The organism is Micromonospora sp. NPDC049662 (assembly GCF_040675055.1).
In the GTDB taxonomy this organism is placed as follows: Bacteria; Actinomycetota; Actinomycetes; order Mycobacteriales; family Micromonosporaceae; genus Micromonospora.
Genome location: NZ_JBFAOC010000002.1, coordinates 187969 through 207940 on the forward strand (window position 1 = coordinate 187969; position 19972 = coordinate 207940).

At 72.1% G+C, this 19972-nt stretch carries 22 protein-coding genes and 1 tRNA gene; 10 read left to right on the forward strand and 13 right to left on the reverse strand.

Features of this window, described 5'->3' with window-relative positions; all coding sequences use genetic code 11:
* Positions 1-141: 141 nt before the first annotated feature.
* Positions 142-214, forward strand: a tRNA-Arg gene (locus AB0J36_RS02665).
* 108 nt (positions 215-322) lie between these two features.
* Here the strand turns inward: AB0J36_RS02665 and AB0J36_RS02670 are convergent.
* The 4 genes from AB0J36_RS02670 to AB0J36_RS02685 all read right to left on the reverse strand — a co-directional run bounded on the left by AB0J36_RS02670 (position 323) and on the right by AB0J36_RS02685 (position 2714).
* Positions 323-466: a hypothetical protein gene (locus AB0J36_RS02670; protein ID WP_357171877.1), complete on the reverse strand. Its 144-nt coding sequence runs from the start codon at positions 464-466 to the stop codon at positions 323-325.
* A gap of 102 nt (positions 467-568) precedes the next feature.
* Positions 569-1336, reverse strand: coding sequence for a hypothetical protein (locus AB0J36_RS02675; RefSeq protein WP_355049047.1), 768 nt, complete (start codon positions 1334-1336; stop codon positions 569-571).
* Between the two features lie 55 nt (positions 1337-1391).
* On the reverse strand, positions 1392-1991 hold the full coding sequence (locus tag AB0J36_RS02680) for an ATP-dependent Clp protease proteolytic subunit (protein WP_357124333.1): 600 nt from the start codon (positions 1989-1991) through the stop codon (positions 1392-1394).
* 135 nt (positions 1992-2126) lie between these two features.
* Positions 2127-2714, reverse strand: coding sequence for a helix-turn-helix transcriptional regulator (locus tag AB0J36_RS02685; RefSeq protein WP_357124336.1), 588 nt, complete (start codon positions 2712-2714; stop codon positions 2127-2129).
* Between the two features lie 177 nt (positions 2715-2891).
* On the opposite strand from AB0J36_RS02685, the gene AB0J36_RS02690 reads away from it, so the two are divergent.
* Positions 2892-3905: a potassium channel family protein gene (locus tag AB0J36_RS02690; RefSeq protein WP_357124339.1), complete on the forward strand. Its 1014-nt coding sequence runs from the start codon at positions 2892-2894 to the stop codon at positions 3903-3905.
* Positions 3906-3917: 12 nt separating this feature from the next.
* On the opposite strand, the gene AB0J36_RS02695 is transcribed toward AB0J36_RS02690, so the two are convergent.
* Positions 3918-4400 carry a MarR family winged helix-turn-helix transcriptional regulator gene (locus AB0J36_RS02695; protein ID WP_357124342.1) on the reverse strand — a complete coding sequence of 161 codons (483 nt, stop codon included), beginning with the start codon at positions 4398-4400 and terminating at the stop codon, positions 3918-3920.
* 82 nt (positions 4401-4482) lie between these two features.
* Here AB0J36_RS02695 and AB0J36_RS02700 point away from each other — a divergent pair, with 82 nt between their 5' ends.
* Complete coding sequence (locus tag AB0J36_RS02700; protein ID WP_357124345.1) at positions 4483-5127, forward strand: NAD(P)H-dependent oxidoreductase; 645 nt, start codon at positions 4483-4485, stop codon at positions 5125-5127.
* Positions 5128-5196: 69 nt separating this feature from the next.
* On the opposite strand, the gene AB0J36_RS02705 is transcribed toward AB0J36_RS02700, so the two are convergent.
* The 3 genes from AB0J36_RS02705 to AB0J36_RS02715 form a co-directional block, all read right to left on the reverse strand.
* Positions 5197-6231 (reverse strand): 2-oxoacid:ferredoxin oxidoreductase subunit beta, encoded by a 1035-nt coding sequence (locus tag AB0J36_RS02705; RefSeq protein ID WP_357124349.1) that lies wholly within the window; start codon positions 6229-6231, stop codon positions 5197-5199.
* Positions 6224-8071, reverse strand: a complete 1848-nt coding sequence (locus tag AB0J36_RS02710) for a 2-oxoacid:acceptor oxidoreductase subunit alpha (RefSeq protein ID WP_357124352.1) — start codon at positions 8069-8071, stop codon at positions 6224-6226. Before AB0J36_RS02710 ends, AB0J36_RS02705 begins: the two co-directional genes overlap by 8 nt.
* 224 nt (positions 8072-8295) lie before the next feature.
* Positions 8296-9735, reverse strand: a complete 1440-nt coding sequence (locus tag AB0J36_RS02715) for a hypothetical protein (protein ID WP_363660055.1) — start codon at positions 9733-9735, stop codon at positions 8296-8298.
* Between the two features lie 128 nt (positions 9736-9863).
* On the opposite strand from AB0J36_RS02715, the gene ndhC reads away from it, so the two are divergent.
* Positions 9864-10241: an NADH-quinone oxidoreductase subunit A gene (gene ndhC / locus AB0J36_RS02720; RefSeq protein WP_357124358.1), complete on the forward strand. Its 378-nt coding sequence runs from the start codon at positions 9864-9866 to the stop codon at positions 10239-10241.
* 28 nt (positions 10242-10269) lie between these two features.
* Here ndhC and folP read toward each other — a convergent pair whose 3' ends face one another.
* Positions 10270-11139: a dihydropteroate synthase gene (folP, locus tag AB0J36_RS02725; protein ID WP_363660056.1), complete on the reverse strand. Its 870-nt coding sequence runs from the start codon at positions 11137-11139 to the stop codon at positions 10270-10272.
* A gap of 153 nt (positions 11140-11292) precedes the next feature.
* Between folP and AB0J36_RS02730 the strand changes: the two genes are divergently transcribed.
* From AB0J36_RS02730 to AB0J36_RS02745, 4 genes are read left to right on the forward strand one after another with little or no spacing between them, the layout of a single operon-like run.
* Positions 11293-11985, forward strand: coding sequence for a DivIVA domain-containing protein (locus tag AB0J36_RS02730; RefSeq protein WP_363660057.1), 693 nt, complete (start codon positions 11293-11295; stop codon positions 11983-11985).
* Positions 11982-12479, forward strand: coding sequence for an SRPBCC family protein (locus AB0J36_RS02735; protein WP_357124368.1), 498 nt, complete (start codon positions 11982-11984; stop codon positions 12477-12479). The genes AB0J36_RS02730 and AB0J36_RS02735 overlap by 4 nt, the downstream gene beginning before the upstream one ends.
* A gap of 57 nt (positions 12480-12536) precedes the next feature.
* Positions 12537-13118, forward strand: coding sequence for a DNA-3-methyladenine glycosylase I (locus AB0J36_RS02740; RefSeq protein WP_357124371.1), 582 nt, complete (start codon positions 12537-12539; stop codon positions 13116-13118).
* 13 nt (positions 13119-13131) lie between these two features.
* Positions 13132-13755 carry a hypothetical protein gene (locus AB0J36_RS02745; protein ID WP_357124374.1) on the forward strand — a complete coding sequence of 208 codons (624 nt, stop codon included), beginning with the start codon at positions 13132-13134 and terminating at the stop codon, positions 13753-13755.
* Here AB0J36_RS02745 and AB0J36_RS02750 read toward each other — a convergent pair.
* From AB0J36_RS02750 to AB0J36_RS02765, 4 genes are read right to left on the reverse strand one after another with little or no spacing between them, the layout of a single operon-like run.
* Positions 13752-14999 (reverse strand): DUF1501 domain-containing protein, encoded by a 1248-nt coding sequence (locus AB0J36_RS02750; RefSeq protein ID WP_363660058.1) that lies wholly within the window; start codon positions 14997-14999, stop codon positions 13752-13754. The two genes, AB0J36_RS02745 and AB0J36_RS02750, sit on opposite strands and share 4 nt — an antisense overlap.
* 18 nt (positions 15000-15017) lie before the next feature.
* Complete coding sequence (locus AB0J36_RS02755; protein ID WP_357124380.1) at positions 15018-16316, reverse strand: DUF1800 domain-containing protein; 1299 nt, start codon at positions 16314-16316, stop codon at positions 15018-15020.
* A gap of 59 nt (positions 16317-16375) precedes the next feature.
* On the reverse strand, positions 16376-17167 hold the full coding sequence (locus AB0J36_RS02760) for an enoyl-CoA hydratase-related protein (RefSeq protein ID WP_357124383.1): 792 nt from the start codon (positions 17165-17167) through the stop codon (positions 16376-16378).
* Between the two features lie 4 nt (positions 17168-17171).
* A complete protein-coding gene (locus AB0J36_RS02765; protein WP_355049029.1) occupies positions 17172-17990 on the reverse strand; it encodes a PaaX family transcriptional regulator C-terminal domain-containing protein in 819 nt (272 codons plus the stop codon).
* A 190-nt stretch (positions 17991-18180) separates the two neighbouring features.
* Here AB0J36_RS02765 and AB0J36_RS02770 point away from each other — a divergent pair, with 190 nt between their 5' ends.
* Both AB0J36_RS02770 and AB0J36_RS02775 read left to right on the forward strand, forming a co-directional pair.
* Positions 18181-18348: a DUF3117 domain-containing protein gene (locus AB0J36_RS02770; RefSeq protein ID WP_007455245.1), complete on the forward strand. Its 168-nt coding sequence runs from the start codon at positions 18181-18183 to the stop codon at positions 18346-18348.
* Between the two features lie 146 nt (positions 18349-18494).
* Positions 18495-19970, forward strand: coding sequence for a leucyl aminopeptidase family protein (locus AB0J36_RS02775; protein WP_363660059.1), 1476 nt, complete (start codon positions 18495-18497; stop codon positions 19968-19970).
* Positions 19971-19972: the final 2 nt, after the last annotated feature.

Sequence of the window (19972 nt, forward strand, 5' to 3'; positions counted from 1 at the left end):
CGACCCCCGGTCGCAAACCGGGGTTCGTGTGCTCGGGGTGTGGTCCTGGGCTGGGAGAACGGGGGACCAGGGAACGCGGGTGCAGGTGGGCCACTCCCAGCCACCCCAGGTGAACCCCAGGTCGCTAGACTAGGCGCTCGCGCCCCCGTAGCTCAGGGGATAGAGCATCGGTTTCCTAAACCGTGTGTCGCAGGTTCGAATCCTGCCGGGGGCACCCAGGGTCTGTTTCAAGAGCTGGCTGGTCTGCGGCGGGCCCGGACTGCGGTTCGCCCCGCGGACTCCGCCTCGGTTCGACCGCTGTCAGGAAACTGACCTTCGACGGTCACCAGCGGTAGGACACGTTCACGGGCAGCCGGGAGTGTGGGACCCGCTTCATGTCTGCCTGGGCCTTGGGGTGGTCGTGGCCGGTCAGGTAGGTGACTGCGGCGATGGCGGTGAACACCGAGGCGATGATGGTGACTGTCACAAAGCCCCTCGCGGTGGTCGTCGCCGTGCGGACCGAACCGTGCCGCGAGAGGTCGAGGTGCCCTCCGGGCCGTCCCGGAGGGCACCTCGTCATCCACAGGGGTCAGAGGAACTTGTACATCTCGGCGGAGGCGGCCTCGGTGTCGGCGGCCGGCGGAGCGGCCACGGTGACCTTCTCGCCGAAGCCGCTCATCTTCATGTCGGTGACGAGGTCACCGAGACTCTTCGTGGCGATCGTGTAGGACAGGGCGGTGAGCCGGCCGTCGGCGTCGACGGTCGCCTCGAAGGGGATCGCCTGGGGCTCCTTCGCCAGCTTGGCGGTCGACTCGAGGCCCTCGCGCATGCCGCCGTCGGTGCTGGCGGTCTCGGCGGCCTTGTTGAGGTCGGCGGTGCCGCTGTAGTGGCCGGGGCTGACCTCCTGGGCGACCACGACGCCGCCGATGAGGCCGGTCTGTGCCTTCAGGTCGAACGACTGGCGCAGCGAGCTGGTCGGCCGGAGCTTGTTCAGATCGATTTTCATCCAGGGCTTCTCGCCGTCGAGCGAGTCCGACTTGATGTAGGCGACGTCGCCGATCAGCCGGGCCTCGATCGGCTCCGGCGCGGTGCCGGTGACGTGGATCGCCTTGGCGGCGGGGTCGACCTTGCCCTTGAGGCTGACCGACTGGCCGCCGGCCTTGACCGAGGCGTCCATGGTGACCGTGCCGGCGAGGCTGCGTTCCATGGCCTGCCGGACGGCGGCGGCCGGTTCGAGCTTGGGCGTGGTAGGAGCCGAGGACGGTCCGGACCCTCCGGTGTCACCGGAGGTGGTGTCGCAGCCGGCCACGAGGGCGGCGGCGAGGGCAATCGAGAGGACAGGGATCAGTCGACGCATAGACGTGACCCTAACCAAGAAGGTCCACTCCGGGGGGCCCGGCCAACACGGTGGGTCAATCCGCCGGCAGTTGTTCGGCGTGGGTGAGCACCCGGTCGACGAGGCCGTACTCCCGGGCCTGCTCGGCGGTGAACCAACGGTCCCGGTCCCAGTCGCGCTGGATCTCGTCGAGGGTGCGTCCACTGTGCTGGGCGATCAACTCCTGCATGGTGCGCTTGACGTGCAGCATGTTCTCCGCCTGGATGGTGATGTCCGAGGCGGTGCCGCCCATCCCGCCGGACGGCTGGTGCATCATGACCCGTGAGTGCGGCAGCGCGTACCGCTTGCCGGCGGCTCCGGCACAGAGCAGAAACTGTCCCATCGAGCCGGCGAGGCCGAGCGCCAGCGTGGCGACGTCGTTGCGGACGTAGCGCATCGTGTCGTAGACCGCCATCCCTGCGGTCACCGAGCCGCCCGGCGAGTTGATGTAGAGGTAGATGTCGCGGTCGGCGTCCTCGGCCGCGAGCAGCAGGATCTGCGCGCAGATCTGGTTGGCCGACTCGTCGGTCACCTCGGTGCCGAGGAAGATGATCCGCTCCCGTAGCAGCCGCTCGAACACCTGGTCACCGAAGGTCGGCTGACCGCTGTCCAGCATCCGCACGTCGTACCCGATCATGTGTCGCCGCCTTCCGCGCTGCCGGCGGGCGGCGGAACCGCCTGGGGAACCGGCTCCTCCAGCGTGCGCGCGGCGGCGGTCGCGGCCCAGGGATTCTGCCGCCGGCAGATCGGCCCAGGGCAGAACCCAGCCGGCCTACACCCGGGTCAACCGCCGCCGGCCCGTCCGGGCCCGGCGGCAGGCCAGCATCTTGGAGGTACGCGGACCGGGGCGCCCGGCCGGTGCGGAGGCGATCAGTCGAACTCGCAGCCCCGCCCCTCCGACAGTCGACCCGACGGGCGAGGCTGGACCGCCGACGTGCAGGATCGGCCCGCCCAGCCGCAGCACCGGCCCGGCCGGCTGCCGTGCGGGGGCCGGAGCGGCGGCCACGGGTGGCGTCGCCCCACCGGGCTGAAAGCCGATTCGGAATGCGCGGCCGGTCTCGTTGCGTGGCGCGGGCACCTGTTCCAGCCGGGCCAGAGCGGCCCGGGGTGCGGCGGGGATGCGACGCTCGACTCGGCGCAGATCGTCGCGGGCCGCCTCGAGCAGGTCGGAGAGTTGGATGCCGAGGGCTCGGCAGATCGCCGCCAGGATCTCCGACGAGGCCTCCTTCCGCCCGCGTTCGACCTCCGAGAGGTAGGGCACGGAGACCCCGGCCGCCTCGGCCACCTCGCGCAGGGTGCGGCCCTGGCCCTGGCGTAGCCGGCGCAGCACCCCGCCGATCACTCGTCGTAGCAACGACATGCGGACCTCACTCTCGCGGTCGTCGTCGGGGACACCTCCCATCATCATGCCGGTTGCCGACGGTCGGGGCCGACCCGTGCATGTCGCGCCGACCGTCGTCGTAGCCCGGGCGTGCGAAGCGCCGCGTACCCGCTATGTTGTGGGCGTGCAGGCGACGGCGGCGGGGCAGGTTCGACGGTGATCCATTTTCCCGCGCAGCGCCGGGGCCCGCTGAGCGCGCTGAGCCTGCGGCTCGCGGCCGCCCTGGGGCTGGTCTTCGCCGTGGTGGCGGCGGTCTACCTGGACCGGGACGGCTACCGCGACGTCAACGAGGACGGCCTCACCCTGCTCGACTGCTTCTACTACGCGGTCGTCTCGCTCTCCACTACCGGCTACGGGGACATCACCCCGGCCGCGCCGTCGGCCCGGCTGGTCAACGTCCTGTTCATCACGCCGGCCCGGGTGCTCTTCCTGATCATCCTGGTCGGCACCACCCTGGAAGTCCTGACCGAGCAGTACCGGACCGGCCGTCGCCTGTCGCGGTGGAGGAGAGTCGTGAAGGACCACGTCATCATCTGCGGCTACGGCACCAAGGGGCGCAGCGCGGTCAACGCTCTGTTGGAGAACGGCCTGGACCGGTCGCGGATCGTGGTGGTGGAGCGCAACGGCGTCGCACTGCGGCAGGCCACGTCGGCCGGGTTGGTGGCGATCGAGGGGTCGGCGACCCGGTCGTCGGTGCTGAACGAGGCGCACGTCAAGAACGCGAAGGCAGTGATCATCGCGACCGACAGCGACGACGCGTCGGTGCTGGTGGCGCTGACCGTCCGGCAGCTCACGGCCGGGCAGGTCCGGATCATCGCGGCGGCGCGGGAGGCGGAGAACGCCCCGCTGCTCAAGCAGAGCGGCGCGCACCACGTGATCGTCTCCTCGGCGACTGCGGGCCGCCTGCTCGGTCTCTCGACCTCGGCGCCGCCGCTGATCGACGTCGTGGAGGATCTGCTGACTCCGGGGCAGGGGATGGCGTTGGCGATGCGCTCGGCGGAGCGGGACGAGGTGGGCCGTTCGCCGCGTGAGCTGGACTCACTGGTGATCGCCCTGGTGCGACGGGGCAAGGTGGTCACCCTGGCCGACAAGGCCGGCGCGGTGATCGAGACCGGCGACATGCTTGTGCACGTCCGCGACGACCGCCCGCAGTCCGCGGCCTCGGTCTGACATTTCCGGGCGTCAGCAGGCGTCCGGTTCGCCGACGCTCAAGGCTTCGGTGCAGGTGATCGGTGTCGTGGTGACCGCCCGCCGCAGCAACGAGTAGAGCGTCTCCCGCTCGGCCGGCTCCAGCGCGCCCAACACCTCGTCCTCGACACCCGCGAGGGCGCACTCTGCCTCTTTGAGGCGTTTCATCCCATCTTCGGTCAGTTCGACGACGTGTCGCCGGCGGTCCTGGGGTGAGCGTCGCCGCTCGACGAGATCCTTCGCTTCGAGGTCGTTGAGCAGCCCAACGATGTTGGTGCTGTCCATTTCCAGGGTGCCCGCGAGCGACTGCTGGCTGATGCCGCCACCCGCCCGCAACACCGTGAGCGCGACCAGGTGCCGCGGTCGCAGGCCCAGTGGCGCGAGCACCGACTCGGCCCGCAGGCGCATCCGCCGCGCCAGGTGGTCCAGCAGGGCGCCCGAGCGGTGCTCCGAGGGCTCCAGCGGCAGGGCGGACATGTGACCCAGTCTACCGACGCCACGGAACATCTGCCTGCTATAAATAGTTGGTGCAACACAGACGATCCTTGGAGGAGGAATCATGAACCTGCTGCATATCGATTCGAGCATCCGGGGCGACTGGTCGGTCAGCCGGCAGCTCACGGCCCGAGCCGCCACGGCCTGGCGCGCGGCGCACCCCGACGGCACCGTGACCTACCGCGACCTGGGCGCAGAGCCGCTGCCGCACCTGGACTCCGACGGCGGGCTGGCGCGAATGACGCCGCCGGACCAGCACACCCCCGCCCAGCGCGCGTCGTGGGAGCTCAGCCAGCGCCTCGTCGACGAGGTGAAGCAGGCCGACGTGGTCCTGCTCGGGCTGCCGCTCTACAACTACGGCGCGCCCAGCAGCGTCAAGTCCTGGGTCGACCACCTGATCGTCGCCGGCCTCACGTACGACCCGGACACGCAGGAGGGCCTGCTCAGCGGTCGTGAGTTCGTGGTGGTGGCCACGCGCGGCGGCGGCTACGGCGAGGGCACCCCGCGGCACGGCTGGGACCATGCGGAGCAGTGGCTCCCGCACGGTCTGTCGATGACCGGCCTGGAGCCGCGCTTCATCAGCACGGAACTGACCCTGGCGCCCACGGTGCCGGCGATGGCCGAGCTGATCCCCCTGCACGAGGCCAGCCGCACCGCGGCCGAGAAGGAGATCGACAACCTGTGGACGCCGGCCTCGGCCCAGCGCTGAGACGGCACCCGACACAACGAGAGCGGCCGCCCCGGATCGGGGCGGCCGCTCTCGTTCAGGTCCGACGGGTCAGAGGATCGTCCAGGTGTCGCCACCGCTCAGCAGGCCCGCGAGCTGCTGCTCAGGCGTCTCGGTGACCTTCGCCCTCGCCGTCGCCAACTGCTCCTGCACCACGCTGTCGTAGGACGGCCGGTCCACCGAGCGGAACACGCCGATCGGCGTGTTGCGCAGGTCCAGACCGGGCAGCCGGGACAGCGCGAACGCGTACGCCGGGTCGGCCACCGTCGCGTCGTGTACGACGATCTCCTCGGGGCGTACGGAGTTGGTCTCCCGGACCTCCAGCCCGAACGCGCCCGGCGGGTGCACCACGCAGAACCGACCGTCCGCCCCGAAGGTGATCGGCTGGCCGTGCTCCAGGCGGATCAGGTAGTCGTCCCGGGTGGACGGGTCCTTGAGCTGCTCGAACGCCCCGTCGTTGAAGATGTTGCAGTTCTGGTAGATCTCCACGAACGCCGAGCCCTGGTGCTCGGCGGCGGCCCGCAGCACCGACTGGAGGTGCTTGCGGTCGGAGTCGATCGTGCGGCCGACGAAGCTGGCCTCCGCACCCAGAGCGAGCGAGAGCGGGTTGAACGGCGCGTCCGCCGACCCGGCCGGCGTCGATTTGGTGATCTTGCCGACCTCGGACGTGGGCGAGTACTGCCCCTTGGTCAACCCGTAGATCCGGTTGTTGAACAGCAGGATCTTGAGGTTGACGTTGCGCCGCAGCGCGTGGATCAGGTGGTTGCCGCCGATCGACAGCGCGTCGCCGTCGCCGGTGACCACCCAGACCGACAGGTCCGGACGGGACACCGACAGGCCGGTCGCGATCGCCGGCGCGCGGCCGTGGATCGAGTGCATCCCGTACGTGTTCATGTAGTACGGGAAGCGCGACGAACAGCCGATCCCGGAGACGAACACGGTCCGCTCGCGGGGGATGTTCAGCTCCGGCATGAACTGCTGGATGGCCGCCAGGATGGCGTAGTCACCGCAGCCGGGGCACCAACGCACCTCCTGGTCGGACTTGAAGTCCTTGGCGGTGAGCTTGAGGGCGACGGGCTCAGACATTCTTCAGGACCTCTTCCAGCGTCGTCTCCAGCTCGGCGGCCGTGAACGGCAGGCCGCGGACCTGGTTGTAGCTGATCGCGTCGACCAGGTAGCGGGCCCGGATGACGTGGGCGAGCTGGCCCAGGTTCATCTCCGGGATGACCACCTTGTCGTAGGAGCGAAGCACCTCGCCGAGGTTCGCCGGCATCGGGGCCAGGTGCCGCAGGTGCGCCTGGGCGATGGACAGGCCGCGCTGGCGGACGCCGCGGCAGGCCGCCCCGATCGGCCCGTACGTCGAACCCCAGCCGAGCACCAGCACGCGGGCGTCGCCGTCCGGGTCCTCCACCTCGATGTCCGGCACCGGGATCGTCTCGATGCGGGCGGCCCGGGTGCGGACCATGAAGTCGTGGTTCGCCGGGTCGTACGAGATGTCGCCGGTCTTGTCGGCCTTCTCCAGCCCACCGATCCGGTGCTCCAGGCCCGGCGTGCCGGGGATGGCCCACGGGCGGGCCAGGGTCTCCGGATCGCGCAGGTACGGCAGGAAGGTGGTGCCGTCGTCACCGTTGGGCGCGGTGGCGAAGTCGACCCGCAGGTCGGGCAGCGACTCGACGTCGGGCAGCAGCCACGGCTCGGAGCCGTTCGCCACGTAGTTGTCCGACAGCAGGATCACCGGCGTGCGGTACGTCAGCGCGATCCGGGCCGCCTCCAACGCCGCGAAGAAACAGTCCGACGGCGACTTCGGCGCGATCACCGCGACGGGCGCCTCGCCGTGCCGGCCGTACAGCGCCATGTTCAGGTCGGCCTGCTCGGTCTTGGTCGGCATGCCGGTCGACGGGCCGGCCCGCTGCACGTCCACGATCACCAACGGCAGCTCCAGCGCCACCGCGAGGGAGATCGTCTCGCTCTTGAGCGCCACACCCGGGCCGCTCGTGGTGGTCACACCGAGCGACCCGCCGTAGGAGGCGCCCAGCGCCGCGCCGACCGCGGCGATCTCGTCCTCGGCCTGCATGGTCAGCACGCCGAAGCGCTTGTGCTTGCTCAGCTCGTGCAGGATGTCCGACGCCGGCGTGATCGGGTACGCGCCGAGGAAGACCGGCAGGCCCGAGCGGACCCCGGCGGCGACCAGCCCCAGCGACAGCGCCGCGTTGCCGGTGATGTTGCGGTAGGTGCCCGGATGCATCTTCGCCGGCTTGACCTCGTAGCGGACCGCGAAGTCCTCGGTGGTCTCGCCGAAGTTCCAGCCGGCCTTGAAGGCGGCGACGTTCGCGGCGACCAGCTCGGGGCGGGACGCGAACTTGCGCTCCAGGAAGCGCAGGGTCGACTCGTACGGCCGGGAGTACATCCACGAGAGCAGGCCGAGGGCGAACATGTTCTTGGACCGTTCGGCGTCCTTCTTGGACACCTGGTGTTCGGCCAGCGCGCCGACCGTCATCGACGTCAGCGCCACCGGGTGGACGACGTAGCCGGCCAGCGAGTCGTCGTCGAGTGGGCTGCTCTGGTAACCGACCTTGGCCAGGTTGCGCTTGGTGAACTCGTCGGTGTTGACGATGATGTCCGCGCCGCGCGGCAGATCGGCCAGGTTGGCCTTGAGCGCCGCCGGGTTCATCGCCACCAGCACGTTGGGCGCGTCGCCCGGCGTGAGGATGTCGTAGTCGGCGAAGTGCACCTGGAAGCTCGACACGCCCGGCAGGGTGCCGGCGGGAGCCCGGATCTCGGCGGGGAAGTTCGGCAGCGTGGAGATGTCGTTGCCGAGCTGCGCCGTCTCCGAGGTGAACCGGTCGCCGGTCAACTGCATGCCGTCGCCGGAGTCGCCGGCGAACCGGATGACCACCCGGTCGAGTTGACGGATCTGCTTGGTCACTGTGCCACCTTCGTTCGCGACTGCGGGCTCGCAAGCGCTGTCGTTCCCCACCCAGAGCCTACGTCGAAGGGACCCCCGGGCCTGCCCGGAGGTCCGCCGACTGAGACCGGATCAACGCCGAAATTGCCGTGGAATGTGGGGTTTCGCCCCGCCCGCCGTAATTCAGATCACCGTCCGCCGGCCCGGGACGACCCCGGCCGGTGGCGGCCAGGGTCGTCGATCGATCAGTCGGTGGGCGGGGCCGGGGGCTCGCTCACCTGTCCGCCGAGCCGGCGCCGCAACGAGGTGGTGGCCAGCGTGAGAGCCAGCACCACCAGCAGCGCGGAGACCGCGACCAGGATGACCGCGGTGCGCTGGACCGAGGACATGCTGTCGTCGGTGGTGGCGCCTGCCGGCAGTACGCCCTGGGAGCCGGTCGGCGCGGGCGGCGAGACGACCGGCGTGGCCAGCGCCGCCGCCGCGGTGATCCGGAAACTCATCTGCAACCGCCGGGTCGCGCCGTTGCGCGGGTCGAGTTGACCGACCACGGCCCCGGACAACGGCGCCTCCCGCTGGGCCTGCGGAGTCGCCTCCACCGGTAGCCGCAGCTCACGGGTCTCGCCGGCGGACAGCAGACCCGCGTCGCACCGGGTACGGGACGCGTCGAGAGCCACGCAACCCGGCGGTGGGGCGGGCGCGCTCACCCCGGACGGCAGGACCACCTCCACCAGCCCGGTGGCGTCCACCGTGCCGGTGTTGCCCAGCCGCACCGCGAGGGTGCTCTGCGCGCCACTGATGTCGAACGCGACCTCGTCGGCGGCCAGCGAGATCCCGGGCACCGGCGGACCGGGCGGGAACAGCACCGCGAAGCCCTGGTCGTCGGCCACCTCGCCGGGTGTCCCCGGCACGTCCGCGACGACCCGTACCGAGCCGCTGAGTGGCATCCGCTCCCAGGCGTCGCCGGCGACCCGCAGCCGGATCAGGCTGCTGAACCGGGTGCCCGCCTCGGTCGTCCACGCCCCGCAGCGGTACGCGCCGCCACCCTCGTCGACGCACCCGTTCGTGCCGGCGTCACTCAGCCCGGCCGGCAGGGTGTACGACAGCCGGACCCGCTGCGTGGCCGTGCCGGTGTTGGCCACGGTGACGCGCAGCGTGGTGGTCGTGCTGGGCGCGTTCCAGTACGACTCCGAGAGGGAGACGTCCTCGGTGGTCACCTGTACGCCGAGAGGGCTCGGCGGCGGCGCCTGCGTGCCGCCCGGCGCCGGCGGGTTGACCGGTGGGACCGGGGGTGCGGGCGGCCCGGCCGTCGGCGGATGGGTGGCGCCGCCCGGGGCGGGAGCGCTGGTGACCGGTGGCCCAGGAGCGGTGGTCGGCGGGGGCGCCGGCGGTGTGGTCTCCGGTGGTGCTGCGGTGGTCGGCGGGGCCGGGTCGGTCGGCGCGGGATCGCCGCCCGGATCTTCGGTCGGAATGGGTTCCTGCGGCCCAGTGGTCTCCGGGTCCGGGTCGGGATCGGGCGCCGACTCCGTCACGGCGGTGACCGGATGGGCGCGCGGCGCCGCCGCGCTGGCGAGGGCCGGTGCGACGGCCAGCGCCGCGAGCAGCCCGAGCGCGAGCGACGTTGCCAGCAGGGGGGTGGGATGCCGCCCTGCGGCCCAGCGATCGGGCGAAACCTTCACGCGGGCCATCTGTCCTCCGGTTGCGGGAGTGGGAATCCAATACTCTTAATAGTTGCCCCGGTGCACTAGTCCCACCTGGAAACAAATCCGTAACGTGTTGGGGACGGTCTCTCCGGGGCGGGCGGTAGGCTCCGGGCGTGACCGGTTACCTGGGCTCGTACGCGACGCTCGGGCTCTTGCTGCTCGTCAGCGTCCTGTTCTTTGTGACGGCGTTCTCGGCCAACCGGGTGTTACGTCCCGCCCGCCCGGCCGACCCGTTCGGCAAGCGGGCCAGCTACGAGTGTGGGCTCGACCCGGTCGGCGGGGACTGGGCGCAGATGCAGATCCGCTACTACGTCTACGCGTACCTCTACGTGCTGTTCGCGGTCGAGGCGGTGTTCCTGTTCCCGTGGGCGGTGGTCTTCGACCGACCCGGCTTCGGCGTGGTCACGGTGGTGGAGATGGCGCTCTTCGTGGCGGTGCTCGCCCTCGGCCTCCTCTACGCCTGGCGCAGAAACATCCTCCGCTGGACCTAACCCCCCACCCCATCCCGGGTGGGGGGGGTTAGGCCAGGGCTCTTCTGGTGGCTGTGGGTGGGCGGTCGCCGCGGATCGAGGCCACCATGTCCAGCACTCGGCGCGTCGGCCCGACCTGGTGGGCCCGGAACACGCGGGCGCCCAGCCAGGCGGAGACCGCCGTCGCGGCGAGCGTGCCCTCCAGGCGCTCGCCCACCGGAAGGTCGAGCGTCTCGCCGATGAAGTCCTTGTTGGAGAGCGCCACGAGCACCGGCCAGCCGGTGACGGTCAGCTCGCCCAGCCGACGGGTGATCTCCAACGAGTGGCGGGTGTTCTTGCCGAAGTCGTGCGCCGGGTCGATGAGGATCCCGTCGGGGCGTACCCCCTCCGCCACCGCGCGCTCGGCGAGCCCGGTCACCGTCGCGACCACGTCGGTGACCACGTCGTCGAAGGCGGCGCGGTGCGGCCTGGTCCGGGGGGTCAGGCCGCCGGCGTGCGAGCAGACCAGCCCGGCGCCCGTGCTCGCCGCGACCCGGGCGAGCGCCGGGTCGACGCCCGACCAGGTGTCGTTGAGCAGGTCCGCGCCGGCCGCCGCGGCCTCCGTCGCCACCTCGGCGCGCCAGGTGTCGATGGAGATCACCACCTCCGGGAACGCGGACCGTACGGCGACGATGGTGTCCACCGTGCGTCGGATCTCCTCGGTCACGTCCACCTCGGTACCCGGACCGGCCTTGACCCCGCCGATGTCGATGATCTCGGCGCCCTCGTCGACCGCCCGTTCGACCGCCCGGAGCGCGCTGTCCGCGGCGAAGGTGGCGCCCCGGTCGAAGAACGAGTCCGGTGTGCGGTTGACGATGGCCATCACCACCAGCTCACCCGGCGCGAACGTCCGCGAACCAAGCCGAAGTGCCCCGGCCATGCCGCCTCCCGCCTCCTGCGCGCCGTCGCCGCTGCTCCGGCCGCCACCGACGCTAGCCGGTGCGTGCGGGCACGCGTGGGGCGGGCGTGGGCGTCGATGGGTGATCGGGGTGGTGGGGTCGCTACCGGCGGGCTGTCGTGCCACGATCAGTGCATGGGTCAGCTTCTGCTCCTCCTGGTCGTGGCGTTGACCGTCGCGGCGGTTGTTTTCGGCGTGACGGTGCTGGTCGGCGGGCGCGATCCCGGTCTCGCTCCGACGGAACCGGATTCGCAGGCCGTACCGCTGCCGGGCACCCGGCCGCTGCGCGAATCCGACGTCGGCGCGGTCCGTTTCGACACCGGTCTGCGTGGCTACCGGATGGCACAGGTCGACCAGGCGATGCGCCGCGCCGCCTACGACATCGGCTACAAGTCCGAACTGATCGGCGTGTTGGAGGCGGAGGTCATCGCGTTGCGCGAGGGCCGGACCGACGACGCGGACGTGCTGCGCCGGGCGCGGGAGCAGTCCGCCGGTGCGGCGCCCGACGCCACGGCAGCGGAGCCCGCGGCCACCTCCTCGGCGGCCGACGCGGACGGCGTGGCACCGGCGACCGATTCGGCGGTGGATGCCGACGGTGTCGCCCCGGCCACGTCTTCGGCTGTGGATGCCGACGGTGTCGCCCCGGCCACGTCTTCGGCTGTGGACGCCGACGGTGTCGCCCCGGCCACCTCTTCGGCTGCGGATGCCGACGGTGTCGCCCCGGCGACCGACGAGGCGAGCATCCGCACGCCCGCCGACGACGCCGCGCCCGGGGCCGCCCGGGGCGCCGGACAGCAGGGCGCGGTGGTCCGGTCGGAGTCGGCGTGACCGGCCCGGAGGGCGCCGATGCTCTCCGGGAGGCGGCCCAACCGGGCGCCGGTGAGGTGACCGCCACGGTCATCGTCAACGCGCCGGCATCCCGCGTCTTCGCCGCGCTGCTCGCCTGGGAACGGCAGTCCGACTGGATCCCGTTCACCCGGGTCCGGGTCGTCGAGGGCGACGGGCGCGAGGGCAGCCGGATCGAGGCGGTGACCGCGCTCGGCCGGGCGACACTGCGCGACGAGATGCTGGTGGTCCGGGTGGACGAGCCGTACGAGATCGGCGTGGTGCACCACGGCCAGGTGCTGCGCGGCCCGGGTGTCCTGCGCTGCACCGAACTCGGGCAGGCCCGTACCCAGGTCGTCTGGCACGAGTGGTTCCACCTGCCCGGCGGCGCGGCCGGCCGGCTCGCGTGGCCGGTGCTCTGGCCCGGTTCCAAGCTGGGCCTCACCCAGGCGCTCAAGAGGTTCGCGCGGCTGGTCGAGCAGGGCCGCCTGCCCTGACGGCGTCATCGACCGGTTGAGCACGGGCTGTCGGTGCGATGGCCTAGCGTGTGCGACGTGAGTGACCTGGTGATCGGCGCCGACGGGCTGGCCCGCTGCGCCTGGGGGGCGAGCACCCCGGACTATGCCGTCTACCACGACACCGAGTGGGGTCGGCCGCTGCACGGCGACGACGCGCTCTACGAGCGGATGACCCTGGAGGCGTTCCAGTCCGGCCTGTCGTGGCTGACCATCCTGCGCAAGCGGCCCAATTTCCGGCTGGCCTTCGACGAGTTCCACATTCCCACCGTCGCCGGCTACGACGACACGGACGTGACCCGGCTGCTCGCCGACGCCGGCATCGTCCGCAACCGGGCCAAGATCGAGGCGGCGATCGCCAACGCCCGCGCCGCCCTCGACCTGCCCGACGGGCTGTCCGCGCTGCTCTGGTCGTTCGCGCCGGAGCGCCGGCCGGCCCGTCCCGCCTCGTTCGCCGAGCTGGCGCCGATCACCGCCGAGTCGACGGCGATGGCCAAGGCACTCAAGAAGCGCGGCTTCCGGTTCGTCGGCCCCACCACCGCGTACGCCCTCATGCAGGCCACCGGGATGGTCGACGATCACATCGTCGGCTGTCACGTCACCCTCGACACCCGCCCGTGATGGGATGACAGGCATGACGACCGAGACCGCGTACCGGGCCGACGGGGCCGGCCACGCCGACGGGCCGGGCACCTGGGCCGTGCTGCTGCCCGCCGAGCGTTACGAGGCCGAGCGGCTCGTGCACCACGACTCGCTGAAGCTGACCGGCCTGACCGACGCGGGGCGGCCGGGCCCCGGCGACCGGGTGGCGGTGCTGGCCGACGCGCCGCCGCGCCTGGTGGCCCTGGGTCGGGTCGCCGCGCCGACGCAGCGGCACCGTGAGGACCCGGACGACCCGCAGTCCCCGGTCGAGCCGGAGACGCTCGTCGTGACGTACACCCGGCGGGCCTTCGACGAGCCGGTGCCGGCCGACCTGCTCACCCTCGACGGGCCGGTCACCGCACTGGATCCGGCGACCTTCCGGGCGCTGGCCGACCAGCTCGGCCCGCCCCCGGCGCGGCGTACCTGGCTGGTCAGCCTGGACCTGCCGATCGAGGCCGGCACGCCCGCCGAGGCGGTACGCCTGTTCTGGTCGTACGTGCAGGAGTTGGGGCCGCGTGAGCTGCCCGCCTTCGTCGCACCGTCCGGCGACGAGCTGGCCATGCAGGCGTTCGTGCTCGGCGCGGAGGCCAACCAGGACCCGGAAGAGGACGATTAGGCCTGGAACAACTTGTCGAGGCGTCCCCGCCAGTCGGCGAGCACCGGGCCCGGGTCGGTGTCCAGCACCCGTTCCAGCAGCGTGGCGTAGACGTCCCGGAAGTCGGTGGTGTACTTCAGGTCCCCGTCGTCGAGGTCGGTGAGGCTGGGCGCGTCCCCGTGCCAGCCGCCGCGCACTCCCGCGCCGAGCAGCAGCATGTCGGACGCGGTGCCGTGGTCGGTGCCGTCCGAGGCGTTGGCCCGGACCCGGCGGCCGAACTCGGAGTAGACGGCCACCACCACCTTGCGGCCCGCCTCGGTGCGGCTCATCCGGTCGGCGAACCTGGTCAACGCCCGGTCGAGCTGACCCAGCAGTACGGCCTGCAACTGCTTCTCGTCGGCGTGCGTGTCGAAGCCGCCGAGCGAGACCGAGAATGCCCGGGTGGACACCCCGGCCTCCACACACTGCGCGACCAGGTCGAGTTGCGCGTCCAGGGGCGTACCGGCCCCTCCGGTGGCGGTGGCCGGCGCCTGGTCGCCGTCCGGGTCCGTCGTGTCCGGGTCGGCGGAGTCGCGGACCTCGCGGATCATCTCGTCCACCGAGCGCATGTCGGCGAAGCAGGCGGCGGCCCGGGCGCGGGCCGGCGACTCGCCCGCCTCGGCGGCGGCGAACGCCTTCAGCGTGTCCGCCGAGAGCCCCTTGGCGGCCTTGCGGTCGGTCACCGGGACGGCTGCGCCCGCGCTGCGCTCCCCGGCGAGCAGCGGCGGCAGCGCCGGCTCGAAGGAGACCGCCAGTCGGGGGTCGCCGCCCGCCCGGTCGAGCCAGCGGCCGAGCCAGCCGGTGGTGCCGGGCCGGTCCGGTTGCGCGGTGTGCCAGATGTCCATCGACCGGAAGTGGCTGCGGTCCGGCTTCGGGTAGCCGATTCCGCGCACGATCGCGAGTCCACCGGTGGACCAGCGCTTGTGCAGGCCCTCCAGCGCCGGGTTGAGGGCGAAGTCGTCGTCGAGGCGACGCACCTCGCTGTCGGGGTACGCCAGCTCGGGGCGGGCTGCCCGGTAGGCCGGGTCGCCGTACGGGATGACGGTGTTCAGGCCGTCGTTGCCGCCGTAGAGGGTCACCAGCACCAGTGTCTGTGACTGCGGGTCGCGGTCTCCGGCGGTGTCCAGCAGGTCCCGCAGGCTGTACGCGCCCGCTCCGGCGGCCAACGCGCCCGCGCCGACCACCCCGCTGGTGAGCAGGAACCTGCGTCGGGTCAGGGTGTCCATCTTCTCGACTCCTTCCGCTCAGCTGACGGTGTACTCGGGGCTGACCAGGCCGGCAGCCAGTAGTTTTCGAGGTTCGCCGGCCAGCGGGGTCAGGGCGGCCCGGGTACGAGCGCTCCATCCGTCGACGACGAGTAGCCGGGCCAGGGCGTCCGCCCGTCCGGCGGTGGGCGCGGCGGTCAGCCGGTCCAGCAGCGCGGGACGGGCCGCGGCGGCGAGCATGCCGGCCAGTCGGAGTCGGCCCTGTAGCGACGAGGTGGTCAGCCAGGCGGGGCCGGCCGGCCAGCCACCCACGCTGGGCGGTCGCAGCGGCACCTGGTCCAGGGCGCTCAACCCGCTCAGCAGTTGCTTGCGCTGCTGCTCGGGCAGTTCCTTGGGGCGGATGCCGAGCTGTCGCAGCGCGCCGACCGTCCACTCCACGGGCTGCTTCACCAGCGTGCCGCGGGTCTGGGCGAAGGCCGGTGACGAGAACAGCGCCCGCAGGGTGGCGACGGTGTCCGCGCCCGCCAGGCCGTCCGGCGTCGGGACGTCGGTGCCGGCGTAGCGGAACCAGAGCCGCCGGGCCACGAACGTCGCCGCCGCCGGCTGGGCGGCCAGCAGTCCGGCGTACGCCTCGGCGTCGAAGCGGCCGTTCTGTCCGAGGATCGTCTTCTCCCCGGGGTCGTGTCGTTTGGCCTCGAAGCGGGCCACCCCGGTACGGCGGTCGACCGTCCAGCCGGTCAACGCCCGCGCGCCGGCCTTCACGTCGGCCTCGGTGTAGCCGCCGATGCCGAGGGTGAACAGCTCCATCAGTTCGCGCGCCAGGTTCTCGTTCGGCGCCTTACGGGTGTTCTTCTGCCCGTCCAGCCAGATGATCAGCGCCGGGTCGCGCACCATCGCGGCGACCAGGGGGGCCAACGGCCCGCGCCCGTGCCGGCGCAGCGTCTCCAACTGGCCCTGCATCATCCGCGCCGACTTGACCTTCTGGGCGCTGGTCGCCCAGTGCCCGTGCCAGAAGAAGAGCAGTTTCTCGGTGAGCCCGTCCTCGGCGGCGACCATCCGGTCCAGCCACCACAGGGTCACCTGCGCAAGTTGCTCCTTGCGCTGGGCGTTGGCCTTCTGCCGCTGCTCGCGGGTGGACTCCTTGGTCAGCGCCGCGTACGGGTCGGCGGGCAGGGCCGGCGGTGGCGTGGCCGCCGCGCCCCGGTCGGCCCGCCCCGGGGCGAGCAGGTTGTCCAGGGTCGCCGCCGGCCCGGCCCGCTCGGCCGCGTCCACCTCGTCGGCGGTCGGCCCGAAGGTGGCCCGACGCAGCAGGTGCGCCACCGCTTCACGATCGCTCATGGAAGCCGACGCTAGGCGGCCCGCGTACGAGGACGGTAAGGGCGGGGTGCGAATCGCGTTCAGTGTCCCTCGAAGACCGGTTTCTGCTTGGCGACGAACGCGAGGGTGGCCGCCTTGTGGTCGGCCGTGGCGCCGCAGATCGCCTGGGCCTGGGCCTCGGCCGAGAGCGCGTCGGCGAGGGTGCCGGCGTCGGCGATCGAGAGCTGCCGCTTGATCGCCCCGTACGCGACGGTGGGGCCGGCGGCGAGCCGGGCGGCCAGCTCCTGCGCGGCCGGCAGCACCTGCTCATCGTCGTCCATCAGCCGGGTGAGCAGCCCGAGCCGGCAGGCCTCCTCGGCGCGGACCGGTTCGGCCAGCATCAGCAGCTCCACCGCCTTGGCGTGGCCGACCAGCCGGGGCAGCGTCCAGGACGCGCCGGTGTCGGCCGCCAGACCGACCTTGGCGAAGGCCATCAGGAAGCTGGTGCTCGGCCCGCCGATGCGGATGTCGGCCAGGAAGGCCAGCGACGCGCCCGCCCCGGCGGCCATCCCGCGTACGGCGGCCACCACCGGCTTGGGCAGGTTGGCCAGCCGGGCGGCGATCGGGTTGTAGTGCACCCGGACGGTGCCCAGCGGGTCGGCCGAGCCGTTCTCGAGCGTCGAGGTGTGCTCGCGCAGGTCCTGCCCGGCGCTGAACGAACCGCCCGCCCCGGCCAGCACGACCGCCCGGCAGGACCGGTCGGTCTCCAGCTCCGCCAGGGTGTCCCGCAGCGCCTCCTTCAGCGCGACGTCGAACGCGTTCATCGCCTGCGGCCGGTTCAGCGTGAGGGTGACGACGGCGTCGGTCCGGTCGACGAGCAACGGCTCGGTCACGTGTCTAACGACCCTTCTGTCGAACGATGCGGTTGCCGGCGTCGAGGCACTGCTCGACGTACCGGTCGGCGGCTGGACGCAGGCGGGCCGCGTGCCGGTCGAAGAAGCTGGCCGCGGCGGTGCCGGGCCAGCGCTCGGGCAGCAGCGCCGGGGGCAGCTGCGGATCCCGGAACAGGAAGGTACGCCACGCGTGCACGAGCCGGAACCGGACCGCGTACGCCTCCTCGTCGCTGCTGCGCACGGTGACCGCGCTCAGGAGCGGGCGCTGGTCGGCGACGAACCGCTCGTACGCGCGGCCGATCTCGGCCAGGTCCCACGCGCGACGGACGACGCCCATCGCGCCCGGGGTGCCGGAGAAGTGCGATGCGGTGAACCGTTCGAACCGGATGCCGGCCTCGGCCAGCAGCAGGTCGACGTCCTCGGCGGGGCGGGTCGCGACCCAGGTCTGCTCGTCGAGGGTGCCGTAGCCGAGAAAGCTGAGGGTAGCGGCGAGTCGTTGCCGGTCCCGCCGGGAGCCCGGCGCGTCGAGGACGAGCAGATCGAACCGGCCGTCCCAGGTGACCCGGCCGGTCCGGTAGATCCGGGCCGCCGCCTCGTCGAGTCGTCGGGCGGCTTTTGGTGTGATCGAATATCCCGGTCCGGAGGCCAGCCGGAGCGGGTCGAGCCAGCCTTGACGCACCATCCGGGAGACGGCGGTGCGAACGGCGGGCGGCGCGATTCCCAACGGCGCCAGTAGCTTGACCAGGGCGGCGACCGGTGCGCGGCCACCCCTCGGTCGGAGATGGTCGCCGTACAGGTCGAAGAGTGCCGACCGTGCCTGCATGACCGCACATTGTGACAGGCCTTCTCAAGATAAGCTAGATGCTGTTACATCAATGCTGCTCCGGTTTGGGTCCGGCGGTGTTCATCAGGGAAAATCGTCTGTCGACACCCCCGCGAGCGTTGCGGGTGGTCGTGACGAAGTGGCTGTGGGGCAACCCACCGACCCTGGTGTAGGTCTGAGGGGAGACAACATGGCGGCGATGAAGCCGCGGACGGGCGACGGTCCGCTGGAAGTCACCAAGGAGGGTCGGGGCATCGTCATGCGTGTCCCGCTGGAGGGCGGTGGCCGGCTCGTCGTCGAGATGACTCCCGACGAGGCCAACGCGCTCGGTGACGCGTTGAAGGCAGCCGCCGGCTGAGTGAGGGACGACCCGGACGGCGTACGCCGGTCGGAGCGTTTCTTGGACCCTGAGCCACCGGGAGCGCCGGTGGCTCAGGGTCTTCATATCTGTGCGCGGGCATGGCCCGATCCACTTTGTGAAACTTCCTGGAGGTGCGGTTCCGCGTGCTCGCCATCCGTCCGCTCGCCGAGCCCGAACGGCTCGACGTCCTCGTCCTGCCCGTACGCCCCACCGAGCCGGCGGCGGGAGGTGACGTCTCGGCGGAGCCGGCGCCGACCGCGGTGACGCCGCCGGACGGCACCGCCGACGAGGCGGCCGCGCTGGTGCCGGCCGCCCGACTGAGCGGACGGGCCGGCGAGATCAGCACGCAGCTGCGTCCCGGGCGCGACCCCGGTCGGCTGGTGCTGCTCGGTATCGGCGACGGCGGGGAATCCTCCTGGCGGACGGCCGGCGCGGCCCTGGCCCGCTCTGCGTCAGATGAGACGCATATCACTATCGCTCTGCCGGCCGGGGTGACTGCGGCCGCCGTGCGCGGGCTGACCGAGGGGTTGCTGCTCGCCTCGTACCGGTTCCGGCTGACCGACGCCGACCAGCCGCCCGCGCTCGACGGCGTCGACCTGCTGGTCACCGACCCGGCGGCCCACGAGGAAACGGTCGCCACCGCGCGGACCACCGCCGCGATGACCCGTCTCGCGCGCGACCTGACCAACATGCCCTCCTCGGTGAAGACCCCGCAGTGGTTCGCCGACCAGGCGGCCGCCGCCTCCGCCGACCTGCCGGACCTGCGCCTGACGGTCCGTGGTCCGGCCGAGTTGGCCGCCGAGGGCTTCGGCGGGATCCTCGCCGTGGGCGGCGGCTCGGCCAGCGGCCCGCGTCTGCTGGAGATGGACTGGCATCCCGCGAACGCGCGTACCCACGTGGTGCTGATCGGCAAGGGCATCACCTTCGACACCGGCGGCATCTCGATCAAGCCGGTGCCCGCCATGAAGCTGATGCGCAAGGACATGGCCGGCGCGGCGGCGGTCGTCGCCGCCACCCTCGGCGCGGCGGCGATGCGCCTGCCGGTCCGCGTCACCACCCTGGCCCCGCTCGCCGAGAACATGGTCAGCGGCTCGGCGTTCCGTCCGGGCGACGTCATCCGGCACTACGGCGGGACGACCAGCGAGACGACCAACTCCGACGCCGAGGGCCGACTGGTCCTCGCCGACGCGCTCGCCTACGCGGTGCGGCAGCTCAAGCCCGACCTGCTCGTCGACCTCGCCACCCTCACCGGCGCCAACGCCGTGGCGCTGGGCAAGCGGACCGCCGCCCTCTACAGCGAGAACGACGACCTGGCCGCCGACGTGCTGAACGCGATCGAGGCGGCTGGCGAGGCGGCCTGGCGGATGCCGCTGCACGGCGACTACGTCGAGTACCTGGGCAGCGAGATCGCCGACCTCTACAGCGCGCCCACCCAGGGCGCCGGATCGGTCACGGCGGCGCTCTACCTCCGCGAGTTCACCGGCGACCTGCGGGACCGTTGGCTGCACCTGGACATGTCCGCCCCGTCCTGGGCGGACGGCGACCACGCGGAGTTGAGCCGGGGCGCGACGGGCTGGGGTGTCCGCTCGCTGCTGCGCTGGCTGGCCGCCGTCGACTGACG